Source organism: Nocardia sp. NPDC052566, assembly GCF_044547285.1.
GTDB lineage: Bacteria > Actinomycetota > Actinomycetes > Mycobacteriales > Mycobacteriaceae > Nocardia.
This window is the reverse complement of the sequence record NZ_JBIUAF010000001.1, coordinates 1,696,496-1,714,679: the sequence shown is the minus strand read 5'-3', so window position 1 is coordinate 1,714,679 and position 18,184 is coordinate 1,696,496. Positions and strand designations below refer to the sequence as shown.

Here is an 18,184-nt window from a genome sequence, read left to right as displayed (position 1 = left end):
TGACTGCTTGGCTGAAATCGGTGGAGTGCGGTGTAGCGGTTGGCTAGGCTGGGTAGCCCTGATGCGGAGGCACACAGGGCCGAGGAGACCGGATGGAGCAGCTGAGGCGGCGTCTGCACACCGCGGCAGCGATGGCGGAACGACCGTTGGACATCGAGTCCGCGACCCGGCTGCGCGACAGCGTGCTAGCCCTGTCCCGCGAACTCGACACCGGTCACTACTTCGGGGACGAACGCACCGAGTTGAGCAAGCTGCGAGATCGGGCCCTGCGCAAAGTTGAGCTGGCCGCCGCGCGAGCTGGCGGCACACCACGTGCAGGAGCCGGGGAAGTGCTCTACGACCGCTGACGCGCGAGACGGTCAGACTGTGATCTGGGTCCGGCAGGTCGCAGCCCTCACGGTGTCGCCCGGAGCCCGGCTTCATCGCGCAGGCCTGGTTGTTCAGCGTTTGCTCGGCGGCGCGGCGTGGGAACTGCTGGACCGATCGCGTCGGAGCTGTCCGTTTCCCACCTCGGTAGCGGCGCGGGCTTGTGGTGTGCGCTGGACAGGCGCGGCGCGCGCGTGTTCGGCGATACCGAGGCGTCGGGTCATCGGCGTCGGCGGTGGCGCGGGTCGCCAGGGTCCGAGCCGCTCCCATCCTGCCGCGATCAACGCGACATCGGCGCGGCGCAGCAGCGACTTGCCGGTCCGGCCGCTCGTGTCGATGGCCAGAGTGTCCAATGAACACACCCCGGACCGTCCGAGCACGATCACGCACTGCTGCACCACGTGCACGACAGCGACCAGCTCGCCGGTTCCGGCAGGTATCGGGTGTCGGTCTGCCGACTCCGGAACGGGCACGCTCGGATTGCCGCTGTTTTTCATCGTCAACATACGATTATCAAACCGCTCCGCCGACACCTCAACCCTCCTGACCGCGCTCGACTGCTCCTCCGGCGTCCGAGGCGCTATCGAATGCCGTGAAGCCGCAGCGGGATTCGGCGGAAACCGGTACCAACGAGGATAACCCGCAGGCATCGAGAATCGGCGTCGATTCAGTGTCTGACCTGCGTCGACGACGACATCCCACAGGGCACGGCGCCCACCGGCGGCCCTGCCGATCATCGCTCCAGAACTGTTCCGGATACACAGTTGCTTGTTCTCGTATGTCCTTGTTGACGAACAGGTTTCGCATACCCGGACCGGCGCCGAAATGAGGTGACCGTGATGCTCCTGCACGACGACATCACTGGATGCTGAGCCGGCTCGGTTCGCATCTGGATATGGCCTTCCAACTCGTCGACGATCTGCTCGACATCTGGGGTGATCCTGAAATCACGGGCAGGTCGGCCGGTTCGGATCTGCGGCGGCGCCAGAAGTCCCTGCCCGTGGTGGCTGTGCTCATGTCGGGCGTCGGCGCCCGGTTTGCCCAATTGATGGAATTGATCAGTGACAGAATTCCCTCATGCAGTCGAAGCAGAAAGGTCGATGCGATGGCCCACTACGTAATCCCTCCCCTGTATCACCCGACTCTGCCGCGGTGTCACCCCGACGTCGACCTCATCAATCTCAGAACCATGGAATGGATGCGTGGGATGGGGTTTTGCCCAACGACGGCCGACGAGAATGCCGTTTCCAACATCATGGCGGGTGATTTGGCAGCGCATTGGTTCCCGGAGCAGCCGACCGATCGTGTGCAATGGATCAGTGACATCTGGTGCTTCGTAGCACATCTCGACGACCTGCGGCTGGAAGTCGGGGAGACGTCTCCCATCTCGCTGGGCCGGCTGATCGCGCAAATGGCCTTGATCGTCGCCAATCACCGCACGTACAGCGCAGAAAGTATGGACACTCCGATCCTCGCAGCCCTCTACGACATCACCGACCGTGCACACCAACTCGGAGGGGAGGTACGGGCCGCTCGCTACACCGGTGGATTCGGATTCTGGCTGCTGAGTGTTCTCGCCGACACGACCGATCGGGATGTACTCTCGCCTGCGGATTTCCTCCGGATGCGATTTATCTCCGTGGGAGCGCCATTCATGCTCGATATCGCGAATATCGTCTGTCCGCAAGCAGTTTCAGCTGAAACATGGCACGATCCGAAATTCGTCGCCGCAGGCTACGCCGCAATGATGACCGCTACACTCGACAACGACATGATCTCATACGGCAAGGAACGCCACTGCGCCGACACCACGGGGAAGTGGCCGTCGGCGAGCACGGTCCGCTTCTGGGAAGTCGGTAACTATGACACCGGCGCCGCGTTTGCCAAGACGGCCGACTACCGCAACCGATTCATGTGCCTGTGGCAACACCTCCGCGCCGAACTGCGGCCTGAGGTGTCATCGGAATCCAACACGTATCTGGATGCCCTCGACTTGATCATCGCAGGGAGCTTGCAGCACCATCTAACGGGCAGCCGATATCACAATCCTGATGGGCGCCACCCCCACGCCGTCACGTTCGACATCAACTACACCAGCGCATGTCCGGTCACGGACCACAGCCCGCCGGCCTCATCCGTCGCATGGTGGTGGGATCAGTTGAGTCGAAGGCTGCATCGCGCACTCTGAGCACGACTCCATTCTGGATATAGGCAACGCTTGTCACAGGCGGCTGTCGTCGAAATCGTTTGGGGCGGATTCACATCCGCTTGGTGAGTGTCGCGGCAACCGGTCTGCGTGATGTGAGGGTCAACTGTGCCGTCGGTGTGAGGTCGGGGTTCGGGATGTTCAGGTCGAAACGGCATACCAGGCTGGCGAGGGCCAGTTGCATCTCGGTCATGGCGAATGCGTTGCCGATGCATCGATGTCCGCCGACGCTGAAGGGGAGATAGGCATATCGGTCGCGGGCGGCGACGGCGGCCGGGGAGAAGCGGTCAGGGTCGAATACTTCGGGGCGGTCCCAGAAATCGGGGTGGCGGTGGGCGTGGTAAATGCTCTGCAGCAGTTGGGTTCCGGCGGGGATTCGGTATCCACCGAATTCGTCGTCCGTGGCGGCGCGGCGACCGAGATTCCAGCCGGGCGGGTACAGGCGTAGCGTCTCCTCGATGACCTGTCGGGTGTAGCCCAGTCGGGGAAGGTCGGCCATCTCGGCGTGGCCGCGGAGGACGGCTGCTTCGTCGCGCACCTTGGCGAGTATGTCAGGGTGGTGGTCTAGCAGGAGCCATGCCCAGGTCAAGGTGGCGGCGCTGGTCTCGTGGCCGGCGAACAGCATCGTGACCACCTCGTCGCGCAGCTCTTTGTCGGAAAGCCTCTCCCCGGTGTCGGCGTCGACGGCGTTCATGAACATCGCCAAAAGGCCGGTGTCCGACCGCTTCCCGCGGAACTGGGTGATGATGTCGTAGACGACGCTGTCCATGTCGGCGATGGCGCACCAGAACCTACGGTGGCCGGGCGTCGGCATCCGCAGCGGGGGAAAGGGCAGCCGCGAAAAGGCTGTCAATTCCACATTGGCGCATTCGGTCGCGGCAGCGAACCGGACCAATGCCGGATCGTCAGGGTCCAGCCCGAATAGTGCCTGAGCTACGATCCGCAAGGTCAAGGTGCTCATCTGGGCAGCGAGATCGATGACATTGCCGTCGTTCGCCTTCCGTGCCCACTCGTCACCGAATACTTCGATGGTGTTGACCATGAGCTCGCCGAACTCGGCGATCCTCCTGTGGTGGAAGGCTGGTTGGGCCAGCCGGCGGTTGCGCCGCCACCGGGTATGGTCGGCAATGGTGGCCATACCGGAACCCATGAATGGCCGCACTGCCTTGTGGGCGTCGGTCTCCCGGGTGAAGTTACCAAGGTGGTCCTGCATAATATGTTTCATATATAGCGGATTGGTGACGACAACCTGGGTGCCGCTCAGCAGTCGGACACCGACAACGTCGCCGTGGCGGAGTGCCAGTTCGGAGATGAAAGGCAAAGGGGCGCGGACCAAACGCCTGGTATTGTCAAATCGCCTGGTTACCAATGGTATTGATGATCCTCGAATGGTGGCTGCCGCTGCCATGGCCCCTCCTGCTGAGACGCGAGTTCATTCGCATTGCAACGTACCCACGCTCGGGTGACTGATCGGGATTCGCTCCCATCGCCGGGAAGTGCTGAGATCGAAGCTCGGGTTTCAAACCGCGGGATTCGTTCTGCGAGTTACCAACCCGTCTTCTCAGGGATGAAATCCTGGATCTGTGCGCGGGAGGAGATCGAGAGTTTGTGCAGGATCGCGACTATCTGTGCGTCGACGGTTTTGCGGGCCGTACCGCGGTGCGCGGCGATCGCGGCGTTCGTCAAGCCGTTCGCTGCGAGGACCGCCACATCCTGCTCTGCCTTGGTGAGCTGTTTCCACCACGACGCTTTGGCATCGCCAGCGTCCCGGCGTGGCGTCCCTGTGCTCGACGCGAACAGAAGCAAGTCGCGCAGTTCGGGCCGAGTCTGAGCGCCGATGGACTCGTGCTCCCGATATCGGTCGGCGCCGAGTATGTTCCTGATAATCGTTGTCGCACGTTCGCTTTCGTCGAACAGAGGACCGAGTTTGAAGAAGTCCATACCGATCGATATGCGGAATGCGCGTGCAGCGCCGAGAGCCTGCGCGGTTTCCTCGGCTAGGGCGGTGATTCGAGCTCGGTCAGGTCGGGCAGCCGCGGTGAGATCGGCGAGTAGTTGTGCCAGTGCCCACGTCCGCGAGTACAGGGCCCATGCGGCCGATGGGAAGTCGCGAGCGGTGAGCAAACTGTTGATCGCGGTCGTTTGCAGCTCGAGCGCGGCCTCCGGATCCCCGGCCTTGGTCAGTACCATTGCCTGCACCAGTTCCCCCCACGCGGTGGCTCGGTCGGGATTTCGGGTATCGGTCCGTCCGAAGACGCGGTCAGCGAGGACCCTGGCGTCACGTGGCGGGGACACCAGCGCCGCGAACAAGGCGCTGCCGACATCGGTGAAGTGGGTGCCGCCCAGATCGCCAACTCGGGCGTATTTTTGTCCGGCGCGCTGGAGTACTGTCACCGAGCGTGGGTCCCGGTTCACGAAAAGTTCGTGCGCCCAGGCCACTTCGACCACGGCCGGCAACCCGATATCGGTCTCGGCCGTGCCGCGCCAGTCCTGCTGGAGGGCCTGCCGGTTGGCAGCCAGATGCACGGCGACGCAGTCGTCGAGGAACCGTGCGGCGCGGACGAGATCTCCCTGGCACACCGCGATCCTCGCGATCGAGGCCAGCACACTGATCTGCAACTCGGCGGGAGGATCATCCAATGCTCGGGCCACATGTAGCGCGCGTTCGGCCAGCCAGCGCTCTTCGCGGAACGAGCCCATCACGAACGGGAGCCGCATGTCGAACACGCCAGCACATATTTCGAGCCCAGTGATCGCCTCACCGGGCGTATGGGTACTGAGTTCGAGCACGGTGCGGATGTTGTCCCACGCGGCGATTGTCCAGTCGAGCAGATGCTGCCCTGCGGGTGTGGACCAGTGCGCGGCGGCGTAGGCGACCTTGTCGCGGTAGTAGTGAATGTAGCGGCGGATCAGTCGCGCTGGTTCCTCGGCGGAGCGGCGTTGCAAGCGTTGCGCGGCAAATATTCTCAGACTTTCCACCAGGGAATATCGGAGTGTCGCCCGATCGAACTGCGCAGAGACAAGCGAATGGTCGACGAGCTTGTCGAGCAGGGCGGGGATCTGGTCCGAGGCCAGTCCAAGCGTGGCGGTGGCGTCGTCGGCGCACACAGCTTGAACCGTCTCCAGAACGACTCCGACCTCGGAGCTACTGTGTTCGGGGTCCTCGTGCGAGTCGATGACGTAGCCCGCCGCGAACACCGACATTCGGTCGAACAACAAGCGTTCCTCGGGCGAGCACAGGCCATAGGACCATTCGATGACGTCGGACACGGCGCGGTGGCGCGAATCGGCACCGAAACGAGGGCCGTCCGCCCACCGCAGTCGCTGGTCGCTGTTCGGTTTGCCGCTGAGCTCCACCAAAATCTGTGTCGTGGAGCGGCGGCTCAAGCGTGCGGCGGCGAGCCGGATGAACAGCGGATGATTGTCAAGGTGCAGGCAAATCGCGGCAACAGTGGCGGCGTCGTCACGAGTCAGGGGTTCACCGGTCAGTTCGGCGCGCTGACGGAATAGCGCGACGGCGTCGGCATCCGTCAGCGGAGGGACGGTGATCCGCTGTTCATCGATCCAGCCGATGGCTCGACGGCTGGTAGCCACGATAGTGATATCGGCGACGTTGTCGAGCAGGTTTGTGATCAACTGTCCGACACCGGGTACCACATGCTCGCAGTTGTCCAGCACGAGAACGGCTGGGGTTGCGTTCAAGGTATCGATCACGGCCTCCGCTGCCGAGCGGTTCGAGAAATCGTTCCCCACAACGGCTTGTGCGACCTCATGCTCGACTGTCGCAGGCGGCGAGCCGGTTTCGAGTCGCGCGAGCCGTACCCAGTGCATCGGCTGTCCGACCGTGCCGCAGTGCGTGCGCACGGCCTCGGCAGCGAGTCGTGTCTTGCCTATCCCGCCAGGTCCGACCAGTGTGAGCAACCTGGTTGGGTGGCGCAGGATCTCGACGATACGGGTCAGTTCCTGGCCGCGGCCGACAAATCTGTCGGCGGCAGAGCGATCCTGGTAGCCACGGCGGTCCATGAAATCCTTGCGGTGGGCTTGCCCGGCGCTGGGGTCCGGGGTAATCGTACAATCAGGAATTCGAGATCGCGCCCAATACGATTACGCGCTTGACGGTGGTTTCCGACTTACAGGTGTATTTGGTCACGCCGCCGCGGAGATTGGACTTGTCGAAAGTCCGCACTGCTGGCCTGATAATCCGTGGTGGTTTGTAACGGCGCAGATCCGCGATAGCATTGCCGGAGTTGTCGTAGGCTACTCCGGCCCAGATCATCGACCTAGGCGGCTGGCCGATCGCTTGCAGTTTGGCCCTCAGTTCCGTGCATTCATCGAGGAGTGGGCAGGTCCTGCATAGGCCCAGCGCGCGAATCCAACCACCCAACTTCCCGACATCGAGATCCCAGGCATCGGGGCAATCGGCACACGCTGGCTGCTGATTCCGGTTCGACATGTGGCACACGCTCCCGTGCAATTGACTTCGCCTTGCCGACCCAGCATGTTCGCGCGATCATGTGTTCGCATCGGGAGGCGTGTCGATACGTCATCGGTAATGGCCTAGCGAGTACCTAGATAGCCGATGCCCATGGCCGCGGTCATGGGCATCGGCCGAGTCGTTGGCTATAGACCCCGGCGTCGTTCAGCGACTGTTCGACGGGCAAGATGTCCGGGGCGAAAACTTCGTGCACGAGAACTTGCTGACCGGTGGAGAAGGTGATTTCGTACACGCGCCCGGCTGAGAACGCCGGGAGCGCACCGAACACGTCATGGGTGACACCGATTCGGAAGATGCGCCGACGATCGAACATGCCCAGGCGCCGAGTGTGCAGGCCGAACGGCGTGTTGTCGGCAGGAATCAAGGTATCGCGATCGGTGTCGCGGAAGGTGATGACGTTCTCACTCAGCATCGTGCCGCGACTGTCTCGCAGGCGAGACCGACGCACGGCGATGCGGTCCTCTCGGCCGAAAACAGCACGGATGTCGGTGGTCCGGTGGTGCAGGTCCGATGACCGGGGAACTGGCACCGTTTCAGCCCATACGTCGGTGCCGGCAAGTGCTCGCAGTAGCAGTGTCGTGGAACCGTCAGACGTCAGCGCAAGGCGGGTCAGCAAAGGAAGGTCCGTGCGCGACAACAGAATTGGGTAGCCCTCATTGCCGACGAACTCTGTCTGTCGTGCCACGTCCGTCACCACCTCGACCGCCTTTGCGTCCATCACCCTGGCCGAATGATTCGGTCCGCCGCAGCGCAATACTGGCTCGTTGGCGACCGATCTTCGCCGAACATTCCCACCGCTGGTTCGATGCGCATTCGGGATCTCGGTCTTCTCATTCGTGAGAAGGGCTCGAAGGTGGGGCAAATGGGGATGGAACGATCCGGAAAATGTTCACGGATGGGAAGGCGCCGCGCTGCGAAGGAGGCAGCCGCATGCCCCGCGGAGCGGGAAATGGGCGTCCAGCAGAGGAGCCCGGGGCGCCGCGAGAGAGCGGCGCGATCGACGGTTGGATCCCGTCGCCGAGGGTCGCGCCACACCACGCTGACTCGCGAGTGGGAGGGGACGCGTTCAACACGCCTCCACGCCCACGATGGAGCCAACCGGCCGCGACCTGGGCGGTCGAGTTGCGCGCGCACCTTTCGTTGGCCGCCCACGATATGGACATCCTGTGCGAGGTAGACCCTGGTACGTGGGCGGCGATCGAGCAGGGCGACTGCGAGCTGACGGTCGAGCTGGTGCTGCCGTTGATGCGGTGCGTTCCTGACGTTCACGCACGCTATTTCGCGATCGGCGATACTCTCGTGCCCGGCCTGATGCGCGACGGCGTCCCTTTGTATAAGGAGGGCGCCAGTCACATCGGCGAGTATCTGGCGCACCGGCGCAAGTTGGCCGGACTGATGCAGTCGGCGCTGGCGGAGCGGGTGTTCGTGAGCCGGTCCTGCATCTCGATGATCGAGAACGGTGCGCGCACGGTAGCACCGCAACTGCTGGAAGGCGTGTGTCGGGTTCTCGGTATCTCGGGGGACGAGTTGGAAGCCGTACGTACATATTTCAATCCTCCCGGCGTCGGGGTTGCGTTGGATCCGCGCGCTTTCGATCCCCAGGAAGGTGGTAAGTGGGTCCGGGCGCGCCGTATGGATGCCGACCTCACGCAGGCAGAACTAGCCCGCGGCGCGGACTATTCGAGGGTGCACCTCGCACTGGTGGAAACCGGAGCTCGTTCCCCGTCGCACAGCTTGATCCGTAGTGTCGGTGCCGTACTCCAAATTTCGGAAGAAGAGCTATCTGCCGCCTGCGAGCATTTTGGTCTGGTTCTCTCGCGCTCTTGACTTGTGTGCGTCAAATTCTCGAGGCATACAGGTAAGCCTGGGCCACGAGTTTCACCATGCTCTTGGGTTCCATTGACAGTCCAGACCCAGAATGGATGCGATCCGGAGCAGGCAACTCCTGTGAGAAGCTCATCGCCGCGAGCCTGCCATGGGGGTGGTCATGCGGGTTGGGATCGTCAAAGCCCTGGGCCGGAGTCTCGTTGAGGAGTGGTTGGGTTATCGGTCAGTTCGAAAGCGCTGTCGTCGGTGGTTTTTGACGGTCGCCGCAAGGGAAGTTCATTGGCTTGTTGTTCGTGGGTGAGCCGGGTGCGTCGTTGTTGTTCGGCGCGTAGTTCGTCGATCCGCTGCTGGTCCTCGCTGATCTGTTCGCGGTTGTCGGTGCGCGATGCGGATGCGTGGTAAGGCGGTTGATCGGTGCGTTCGCTGAGTGACGTGGCAAGGATGAGATCCCACCGCTGTGGCTGGCCGGCGTGGCGAATTGCTTCGCGTTGGGCCTGGCGGGCGGTGATGCGCGCCGATTCGCGCGTGCGTAGGGCGTGCTGCTGCTGAGCCGCGAGAATGCTGATGCGGGTATGGAGTTCGCGTCGTCTGCTGCGGCGGTGAACCTGGACAGCGTCGAGTTCTGTGCGGGCCCTTTCGAGTTCGCTGATGAGGTAGGTGACTGTGCGGGTAGCGGAGGCGAAGTCGTCATCGGCGCTGCGTGCGTGGCGAATGGCCTGCTGGGCAGTGTGATGGCGGCTGACGGCGTCGTCTGTTGCACTGGTGTCGGGTTTGGGTGTGGGGTCGTAGAGGACAGTGTCGTTGTGTGCCAGGGCGATTCGCAGTTCGAGGTCGTTGATGTGTTGTTGGAGTTCGGCGTCGGTGTGCACGATGAGCGGGTTGTGTGCGATCGGGTCGGTCGGTGGGTCGGATGGTGGGATGGCGGTGTCGGGAATCGGGTGGTCCTCGATCCAGGAGCTGATGGCGAGTCGTTCGGCGAGGGTGCGTGCGGCGCGCCAGTCACGGCGCAGTAGGGCGCGGATGGTGTCGGCTGGGTGGGTGGCGGCGATGTGGTTGCAGCGTGCGCGAATGTGGTGGGCGGGGTCGTGATCGGGGATGGGTACTGCGTTGTTGTCGCGGCATTCCCCGCACAGGCCGTCCTCGCTGCGGCGGGGATGGATCGGGCGGGAGTCGTTTTCGGCGCGGCCTATTCCGCAGGCCACGCACGGTAGAGCTCGGGTATTACGGACCGCGATCCGGTCGTAGTCTGGGTCGCCTTCGGGGTATCGGGGCTGGTGGGGGAGTAGATCTCGATGTTCCTCGGCCACGTAGTAGTGGTGGGTTACTCCGCGGGGTATCGGCCAGTGCTGTTGGTTTTCGCCATGTCCGGGGTCGTCGTCGACGTCGCCGCGGGTGTCGAGATAGTCCTGTGTGAGGCGTTCGGCGGCGGTTTCGGCGTCGGTGGCGAGCGGCCGAGTTCGGGTGGGATCGATCTGGTCGGGGTGGTCTTGGGCCGCGACGGCGCGATGGTCACGTTCGGGCTGGTGTTTGGGGTGGATCGGTGTCGGGGAGTAGGTGTGCGGATCGTTGTCGGGGGTGCATGCCTGGATGAGGTCGCGATGCTGCGGGTATCGGTCGGCGGCCCAGCGCAACCGCGCGAGGGCGTTGATGAATGGATACCGGTACAGCGTGGTGGCGACACGTTCGAGGACGAAGCGCTGCTCGTCGGTGAGAGTGTCGGTGAGTTCGTGAAAGGTGCGCCGGGCCGCTGCGGTGTCGCCGGATCTGAGCAGTGCCGCGATGGTTTCGACGTTGTCGGGGAGCATGTTTCGGCCGTCGATCTCGGCGTCGGATCCGTGGCGCGGTGTTCGTTGTGCTGGCTGTTCGGTGGTGTCGTGCCGGGGCGTATCGCCGGGTGGGGGATCGGGTGCCATGTCGTGTGAGTCCATCGTGATATCGGGGTCGGGTGCGGTGGGGGCCGGTTGGGGTTGGGTGGGTTCGCACACGAGCGCGTCGATCCGCCACGAGAGGGCGTCGGCGAGTTGGTCGGGGCGCAGGTTGGTGGCGTCGTCGGGGTGGGCGCTGAGGATGAGTTCGTGCGCGGTGGTGAGGAGTTCGACCGGTGTCCATGCGGTGGCGGCGGTGCGGTCGATCGCGGCGACCAGCCGCGGCCAGCCGGGGCCGGTGACGACGAGTTCGGCGGTGTGCTCGCCGAGGACGGTGTGCAGGTCGGTGGTCCAGTCCGGGCGCAGGGTGTGGCTGTGCGGGGTGTCGAGGGCGGAGGCTTCGAGTTCGAGGCGGGACCACAGTGCGGCGGCGGGCATCTCATCGGGCAGTGGCCGCGATCGTGCGGCGTCGGTGAGGCGGGTGGCGATGTCGATTCCTGCGCGGGCGGCGAGGTCGATCTTGTCGGCGAGGACCGGCCACCACGGGTCGGTCGTGATATGGGCGGCGATGGTCTGCACTAGTGGTGCCCAGGTGTTGGCGGGGCGGTGCGGGTCGCCGAGAGTGTTGGTGACGCGAAGGTCCAGTTGTTGCTGGTGGTCTCGTTCGAGTGCGGGGTGGCGTCGAGGTCCGGTCGGGCGCAGGTCGCGGTCATCGACATGGAGCGAGGCGCGCCACACTGCGAGATCTGCCACCAGGCGCGGGTCGGCGCCGATGAGTGGGCGTGCCCAGCGTGGCGCGGACGCCGGTGTCCACTGTCGGGCGTCGGCGCGGATCTGGTCGGCGAGCTCGGCGACGATGCGTGCACGCGCGCGCAGTTGGGTGGGGTCGCGTTCGGTGTCGAGTCCGTCGGGGATCCCGGCCGCCCATGCAACTGGTCCGCGACCGGTGGAGTGCGCGCCGCCGGGATCGAGGCGCCAGTCCAGCACGGCGGCGGCATCGTCTGCGGTGTCGAGTTCACGCGCGTTCTTCGCGTTCCGTAGCGCGGTGATCGGGTCGTAACCGGACAGCGCGATCATCGTCAGATGCTGGCGCAGAACGGGGTAGGCAGGGCAGTCGGTGATGTATGGAATCAGTGCCTCAGCGTCGGCGTCGAGGCGCTCGAGACCCACCGGACCGAAGGCGTTTTCGGCGGCGACTCCGATCGAGTCGAGGTAGATATCGAGCGCGCGGCCGAGGCGCCGGTGTGGATCCAGTGCGTCTCGCAGCATCGTATGCGCTGACTTTTGAGTACCATCGCGACCGAATACGCGCAACAGAATCTCCACGGCGGTGCGTGGATAGACCGCGGGTTCGGACCAGAACGAGCCTTCTGAGCCGTCCAACGCGGTCGGAACGTAGACGTGGTTGGCATAGATTCCGCGGGTGAGCGCGACGTAGAGCTGTTGCAGCGATTCCTGTCCGGTCAGGGCGATATGGCAGGTGTGTGCGGTGATTCCTTGCGCGGAATCGATCGTCGTCGCGTATCCCAGCCGTACATGTTCGGCCACGTAATCGGCCGGTAGCCACACACTATGGCCGCGCCGTCCGCCGGGGCGTTGATGCGTGGCGGTGAGGCTGCCGTCATCGTGGACCGCGGTGACGGTCCAGGCGTAGCCGTTGCGCACCCAGTCATAGGCGCCCAATCGCAGCCGAGGATTGTTGCGGCGGGTGCGGATCGTGTCACCGACCGAAGCCTCGAGACCGTCGACGAGAACGCATGCTGCGCCCACAGGTTCGCCGCTGCGGGCGAGCCGGTCGGCGCGCGCACGAGCGTTGAGTTCGGTGACGACGGTGTGGTTGGCGGCGAGCATCACGGTGTCGCGGCCGGCGAGGTAGTCGGCGGTCCAGGCAGTGAACGCGTCGTCGTGGGTGGCACCTGCGTGGCCGGCGTGGATGCGACCGTTGTCCAGATACCAGCCCAGCGCGGCCGGATCGCCTTCGCGCAGTTGCAGACTCGCGCTGGCCTCACCGGCGGAGTCGAAACGAACGATGTGGGTCAAGGTGAGCGTGGGTTCGGGTGTCGCGGCCTGCATGTCAGCGTCGGCGCCGCCGGCGTCGATCGAGGCGAGCTGGCGGGGATCGCCGGTACAGCGGATCGTCGCGCCGCGATCGGTGAGAAACCGCAGCAGGCGAAGGCGTTTGAGGTTGCCGAGTTTGACGTGTTCGTCGACGATGACCAGCGTGTCGGGGTCGATATCGAGAACCCATTGCGGCAGCGACGGTGGATACGCGCGGTCGAAGATCGGGTTATGCGGTTCGGGAGTATGCCGTCGCAGGACATCGAGGACCTTGTCGACGGTCTCCACCCGCGTGCCGATCGATTCACCCAGGACCGCCGCTGCGGCCGCGGTCGGGGCGAGCCCGAGGACCTGGCCGCCGCTGGCCCGCCAGGCATCGGCCAGCACCGCCATCGCGGTGGTTTTGCCTGACCCAGCGGGCGCGTTGGTTGTGCGGACCCGCAAACCCGATCCGGCGAAACCCTCGATCACACTGACCTGCCCGGCATTCAACGGCCGATCCGGGCTCCTGGCGTTGTAGGTGCGTATCGCGGCAGCGACGATATCGGGCGGCAATTGGCGGGCCCCGGTCTGCACCGAAAGGTCGATCAGCTGCCGCTCGACCGAATGTGTGCGCGCGGAGGTGTAGAGCTGCTGGTTCGCCGAGGTGTAGACGCTGGTGCCGTCGCTACGCCGGAAAGGGACCGGGACACAGCGCAGTTCGGGCTCGTCGGCCAGATCAGGATCGTCTTGGGCGAGAGCTTTTGCGGGGGAGAGGGTCTCGGCCAGCACGGCCTCAGCGACGTGTTCCCAGTCCGCGCCGGTCACTTGTCCGCGTAGTTGGCGTTCGATTTCGGCGCGCAGGTTGGTGGCCCGCCAGGTGGCACGGTGCTCGGCGACGACCTCGATGACGTGCTCGGCGGTGCGGGTGATCCACTGCCCGGTGATCTGCGGACGCGGCACGTGCAGGGGGTTCAACGTCGTATGCACCATGTGCGACAACGCTTCTCGCCCCCCGAGCAGCCCCACGGCCTCGGCACGCCACGTGTTGCGTTGCTCGGCCAAGGACCGCAGCAGGTGTTTGGTGGGGCGGGTGTCGAGGGTGGCGCGCTCGGCGAGATGGAACATTTCCCCGGGTGTCGGTTCGCGCCCGAGGCGGGCTTGGAACTGTGCGGCAAGCTCTCCGAGGCGGGTCGTGATCGCGGTATCGCGTCGTGACCACGAGGTGATCAACGATGCTGGGACACCGACGATTTCCCGAATCGGGCGTTTGGACGGGTCCTGGCCGACGCGTTCGGCGAACTCGACCCCGACAAGGCGTTCGAGATGGTGCTCGAGGCGGGTGTTGTAGATCTCCGAGACCGTCACCACCGAGCGATAGATCGTGGCCCCGTCGAGGGTGCGCCACTTGCCATCCAGCGTGCGGACCCGGTTCGCGATCAACACGTGGGTGTGCAGATCCGGGTCGCCTGCGCGACTGTCCCGATGCGTGAAAACCGCCGCGACTATGCCGTCGACGTCGACCTGCCGAATGCCGTTGCGGCCCAATCTGGTGAAGACGCCGTGTCGTTCCAGCCACCCCAAAGCGTCCTCGATCCCGGCCTGGTGGGCGGCCTCGATCTGCTCCGAGACCCCACGGGGCGCCACCGCCCACAGCGTCGACACTGACTTGACTGGCGAGAAAGTGATGTCGAAACCCGCGACCGCGGTGGTGTTCGGGCGCGAATTCTTGGCCACCCAACCCGACAATTCCCGCGCATCAACCGGCGCGCGATCGTACTGTTCGCTGAACATATCGAACGCGACCCGAGTGCGAATCCGTGCTCGATCCTCATCAGAAATAATGTCGTCAGGGTCTGATCCGTTCACGATATTGTGTTGATCGAACGCCTTCGCGCACCGTTTCCGGAACTCGGAAACCTCCGAATAGATGCGGAAAGGATGGCCTAAACGGCTCGCCTGATCCGCCGCGCGAGCAGCGTCTTTGTGCTTGGCGCCGAGCCGTATCTGCTCGTCGTAGACACCGGCCTCGATCACCTCGGCGTCCGGATGACGACCCAGCCCGAACAGCGATTTCATCTGCTCCTCGGTGACCTCGTCACCAGAACCAATGCCCAACGCGGCCAACCCGGTACCGTGCCAGCGACCAGGTGCCTCTCCCCGGGCGGAGTAGTAGTCGGCAAGGCTGGAACGGCCACGGGACGAGACATCGTTGGCGGCGACATTACGCAAATAATATTGATACCCATTACCTGCCACGACTTTATGAATTGTTGCGGTCACCCTTCCAGTGGGCATCGCAACTGTCGTGAAGTCCAGCGGTTGGATTTAACAAAATTGTGTCAAATTCGACAAACCGCCTGGTTGTTATCGGATTGTTAACCTGAATGAAAGAGGTTTGCTGGTGAAAATGGAGAGGAGATGGGGAAGGTGGGGTGAGAGGGCTGATTGGTTGGTGGATGGATGAGAGCAGGAGTGTGGGATGCGAGGTTTGGTTGTGGAGTTGAGTGAGATGGTGGGGAGCGGATGAGTAGTAGTGGTGGGCCCCTCGTGCTGACGGGTGAATCTGGCCAGCACGAGGGGAGCGCGGTTAGTCGGGACTCCGGAAGCGGCAGGTTGCCGAGCGCGAACAGCAGCGCGCGTGGAGTCGAATGAGAGCGGCATCGTTAGCGGAGCTGATGCAGAGGAGAATGATCAGCGCGAACCAGATCCAGTCGAGTGTCATGGAAGTCCCTGTCTGAGAGTGATGGTGGCCGGTCCGCCGTGGGCGCGAGGCATGCCACGGCGGACCGGGGAACAAAGGGAGTGCGGGCAGGGGTCAGGCGGCGCTGGTGATGCGCCCACGTGGGCCGACGAGACCGAGTGCGATGCGGCAGTCGGTGCAGAAGTTGTCGGCATGGACGACGCCGGGGCGTGCGCAGCTGTCGCAGCGGCCGATGCGTTGCCCGGCACCGAGCGCGCCGGGCCGCCGTCGACCGGTAGTGGTGCGCCGGGTGGGCCGGTCGGTGGCGGGCTTGTCGAGGTTGGCCGCCATCCAGCGGGTGATGGTGCGCCAGGTCGGGCCGGTGTTGGTGGCGGCGGCGCGGATCCGGTCGAGGATCGCGCGGGCCTGCGCGGGATGAGCGGTCGCGATGTAGGCGCAGCGCGAGGCGATGTAGTCGCCCATGCCCCACGGCACGGGAAGCGGTGGGATGCCGGGGTGGCCGTCGGCGCGGCAGATATCGCAGAGACCGTCGTCGCTGACGCGGCGGCGGTCGCGGGTGTGGACCGGACGCCGGTCGCGGTCGGGGCGATCGATCCAGCAGCCGACGCACGGCCAGCCGAGGTAAGACACCATGGCCGCGAGGTCGTAGTCCAACCCTGAGCCCTGCCACGTGGGCTCGGGGACATCGAGTTCGGTGTAGGGCCGCAACTCGTCGTAGTCGGTCGGGATCGGCAACCCGGTCCGTGTGGCCGCGAACCGGGCTTGGTCAGCGGGGGTGATCTTCTTCGGTGCGGCGTTCGGGTTCTGACGAGCAGCCCGTCGGGTATCGGGACCCGTCGGGTTGGTGGTGTCGTGCGCGCGCAGGAAGTCTTGGGTGGCTGCGTCGCGGGTGTCAGGGGTGGTGAGCTGTTGGCGGTTGCGTTCGGTGTAGTTCTCGGCGACGTGCAGAAAATAGGTGCGGTCCCACAGCCCGGCTTGGACGTGCCCCCACAGCAGGTGCGCTGGTTTGCGTGGGTCTGGCACGGGCGGGGTGCGATCGAGAGCGGTCTCGGCGTCGATGGTGTCGATAGTGAAGAGGCGATCAGCGACGTAGGCGGTGACCTCGGCGTCGTGACGGGCCCGCCATGCACGGATGTGCTGATCATGGTCACGGACACGAGAGCGTGCCGCGTGGGGGATCGGCTGGCGGGCCCGGCGGTAGGCGATGGCGTCGGGAGCCAGGCGGGCGGCGTCGGTGGCCGGTGCGGGTGTCGCGGTGACCCGTTCGCGGCGGTGTTGGTCGCGGATGGAGCGGCGGACCCACTCGGCGGCATCGAGGCCGACCTCGGTGGGGTCGGGCATCGCGGGGCGATGCAGGCCGGGGTTCGAGTCGGCGGTGTAGTCGATGATCATCGACCGCAGTTCCGGTCGGCTCTTGGCCATCCAGCCGAGCTGACGGGCTGCGACCGAGTAGGGCGAGCGGGTGAGGATGTCGGCGGCCTGGTCGAGAAACCCGCGCTCGGTAGGTGTCGCGAGCGCGAGGACAGCGGGGAACTCTTCGCGCGCGCGATCGGGGTCGACCTCGAGGAGGAATTCGATGTGGCCGAGGGCGGTGGCGAACGGGGTCACAGAGGCAGGGTCAGCAAGATCGGCAACGCTTGTCGGAGCAGTCATCACAGTTCCTGTCGTCTCGGAGAAAAGGGTCCAGCTCCGTACCGGGCACGTACACGCCAACGGCACGACCCCGGAACGGGGCTGGGCGGCTGGTCGACTGACCCGCCTGGGTGCGGCCGACCAGACCGAGACCCCGACGCGGTGGGAGGGAACGCGCCGAGGCGGGCGGCAGCGAATTTCTGCGCTCAAGGGGTGTGACCGAGGGAATCGGCTGGGGCGTCGCGCCGAGAAATTCGGTGACGTCCGGGCGCGGGCCCGGAGCCGTGGCGGGGTCTTGGTCTGGTAGCACTGTTCAGGCGGGGCAGTCGGCCAGACGACCAGCCCTCACCACCCGCACAACCCCCGGGTTCAGAATCCCGGTTCGGCGCCAGCGGACGCCTCACCCCAACCATTGGCCTTGCCCCACGGGTCCTGGCCGCCCCGACCTGCCGCTGCGGCGCCGACCAGCTGATCCGAACGATCCGACGCCACCGAGGTGCCGGTCGTGTATGCGGTGGACCTGGTGCGCGTGACCTTGGCTGTCGCGAACTTCAACGCGGCACCAACCTCATCGGCCTCGAGTTCAACGACCGTGCGCTTGTCGCCCTCGCGGGTTTCGTAGGAGCGTTGCTTCAGACGCCCGTGCACGATGACCCTCGAACCGCGAGTCAGCGTCTCGGCCACGTTCTCCGCGGCCTCGCGCCACACCGAGCAGCGCATGAACAACGCCTCGGCGTCCTTCCACTCGTTGGTGCCACGGTCGAAATAGCGGGGCGTCGAGGCCACGGTGAAGTTCGCGACCGGCACACCCGAGGGGGTGTAGCGCAGTTCCGGATCCGCAGTCAGGTTGCCTATGAGGGTTGCCACCGTTTCTCCGGACATAGTGTCCTTCCTTCGTATTTCGTCGATTGCCGAGATCACCTCCCGGGGATTCGGGAAGCGTGGACATGAGAGGTCGAGTCCACGAGCCGGGGGCACAGGCGAGATTGCCTGGAAGCCTGGCGTGTCTCTCTCAATCCGGCGGTGCCGCTGCGGGCTCGGCGACGTTCAGG

The 18,184-nt window shown here is 64.9% G+C and carries 11 protein-coding genes; 3 read left to right on the top strand and 8 right to left on the bottom strand.

Features of this window, described 5'->3' with window-relative positions; all coding sequences use genetic code 11:
* The first annotated feature begins 92 nt into the window (after positions 1–92).
* Positions 93–347 (top strand): hypothetical protein, encoded by a 255-nt coding sequence (locus tag ACIG5A_RS07120; RefSeq protein ID WP_397238647.1) that lies wholly within the window; start codon positions 93–95, stop codon positions 345–347.
* A gap of 93 nt (positions 348–440) precedes the next feature.
* Here ACIG5A_RS07120 and ACIG5A_RS07115 read toward each other — a convergent pair whose 3' ends face one another.
* A complete protein-coding gene (locus ACIG5A_RS07115) occupies positions 441–872 on the bottom strand; it encodes a hypothetical protein (RefSeq protein ID WP_397238645.1) in 432 nt (143 codons plus the stop codon).
* Positions 873–1,231: 359 nt separating this feature from the next.
* Between ACIG5A_RS07115 and ACIG5A_RS07110 the strand changes: the two genes are divergently transcribed.
* A complete protein-coding gene (locus tag ACIG5A_RS07110) occupies positions 1,232–2,554 on the top strand; it encodes a polyprenyl synthetase family protein (protein ID WP_397238643.1) in 1,323 nt (440 codons plus the stop codon).
* A gap of 70 nt (positions 2,555–2,624) precedes the next feature.
* On the opposite strand, the gene ACIG5A_RS07105 is transcribed toward ACIG5A_RS07110, so the two are convergent.
* The 4 genes from ACIG5A_RS07105 to ACIG5A_RS07090 all read right to left on the bottom strand — a co-directional run bounded on the left by ACIG5A_RS07105 (position 2,625) and on the right by ACIG5A_RS07090 (position 7,785).
* Entirely contained in the window at positions 2,625–3,980 is a 1,356-nt protein-coding gene (locus tag ACIG5A_RS07105) for a cytochrome P450 (protein ID WP_397238641.1), read from the bottom strand.
* Between the two features lie 137 nt (positions 3,981–4,117).
* The gene (locus ACIG5A_RS07100; protein WP_397238639.1) at positions 4,118–6,595 is read right to left on the bottom strand and encodes an ATP-binding protein; all 2,478 of its coding nucleotides are present in this window, start codon (positions 6,593–6,595) and stop codon (positions 4,118–4,120) included.
* A 52-nt stretch (positions 6,596–6,647) separates the two neighbouring features.
* The gene (locus tag ACIG5A_RS07095) at positions 6,648–7,025 is read right to left on the bottom strand and encodes a hypothetical protein (RefSeq protein WP_397238637.1); all 378 of its coding nucleotides are present in this window, start codon (positions 7,023–7,025) and stop codon (positions 6,648–6,650) included.
* Positions 7,026–7,167: 142 nt separating this feature from the next.
* Positions 7,168–7,785 (bottom strand): hypothetical protein, encoded by a 618-nt coding sequence (locus ACIG5A_RS07090; protein WP_397238635.1) that lies wholly within the window; start codon positions 7,783–7,785, stop codon positions 7,168–7,170.
* Between the two features lie 422 nt (positions 7,786–8,207).
* Here ACIG5A_RS07090 and ACIG5A_RS07085 point away from each other — a divergent pair, with 422 nt between their 5' ends.
* The gene (locus ACIG5A_RS07085) at positions 8,208–8,894 is read left to right on the top strand and encodes a helix-turn-helix domain-containing protein (protein ID WP_397238633.1); all 687 of its coding nucleotides are present in this window, start codon (positions 8,208–8,210) and stop codon (positions 8,892–8,894) included.
* A gap of 176 nt (positions 8,895–9,070) precedes the next feature.
* Here the strand turns inward: ACIG5A_RS07085 and mobF are convergent, their stop codons facing one another.
* From mobF to ACIG5A_RS07070, 3 genes are all read right to left on the bottom strand, one after another.
* A complete protein-coding gene (gene mobF / locus ACIG5A_RS07080) occupies positions 9,071–15,094 on the bottom strand; it encodes a MobF family relaxase (RefSeq protein WP_397238631.1) in 6,024 nt (2,007 codons plus the stop codon).
* A 520-nt stretch (positions 15,095–15,614) separates the two neighbouring features.
* Complete coding sequence (locus ACIG5A_RS07075; protein WP_397238629.1) at positions 15,615–17,108, bottom strand: hypothetical protein; 1,494 nt, start codon at positions 17,106–17,108, stop codon at positions 15,615–15,617.
* A gap of 393 nt (positions 17,109–17,501) precedes the next feature.
* Positions 17,502–18,014 carry a single-stranded DNA-binding protein gene (locus tag ACIG5A_RS07070; RefSeq protein WP_397238627.1) on the bottom strand — a complete coding sequence of 171 codons (513 nt, stop codon included), beginning with the start codon at positions 18,012–18,014 and terminating at the stop codon, positions 17,502–17,504.
* Between the last annotated feature and the right edge of the window lie 170 nt (positions 18,015–18,184).

Excerpts from the sequence above, each read along its gene's own strand:
- ACIG5A_RS07120 (WP_397238647.1), top strand. The coding sequence starts at position 93 with ATGGAGCAGCTGAGGCGGCGTCTGCACACCGCGGCAGCGATGGCGGAA.
- ACIG5A_RS07115 (WP_397238645.1), bottom strand. The coding sequence starts at position 872 with ATGTTGACGATGAAAAACAGCGGCAATCCGAGCGTGCCCGTTCCGGAG.
- ACIG5A_RS07110 (WP_397238643.1), top strand. The coding sequence starts at position 1,232 with ATGCTGAGCCGGCTCGGTTCGCATCTGGATATGGCCTTCCAACTCGTC.
- ACIG5A_RS07105 (WP_397238641.1), bottom strand. The coding sequence starts at position 3,980 with ATGGCAGCGGCAGCCACCATTCGAGGATCATCAATACCATTGGTAACC.
- ACIG5A_RS07100 (WP_397238639.1), bottom strand. The coding sequence starts at position 6,595 with ATGGACCGCCGTGGCTACCAGGATCGCTCTGCCGCCGACAGATTTGTC.
- ACIG5A_RS07095 (WP_397238637.1), bottom strand. The coding sequence starts at position 7,025 with ATGTCGAACCGGAATCAGCAGCCAGCGTGTGCCGATTGCCCCGATGCC.
- ACIG5A_RS07090 (WP_397238635.1), bottom strand. The coding sequence starts at position 7,785 with ATGGACGCAAAGGCGGTCGAGGTGGTGACGGACGTGGCACGACAGACA.
- mobF (WP_397238631.1), bottom strand. The coding sequence starts at position 15,094 with ATGCCCACTGGAAGGGTGACCGCAACAATTCATAAAGTCGTGGCAGGT.
- ACIG5A_RS07070 (WP_397238627.1), bottom strand. The coding sequence starts at position 18,014 with ATGTCCGGAGAAACGGTGGCAACCCTCATAGGCAACCTGACTGCGGAT.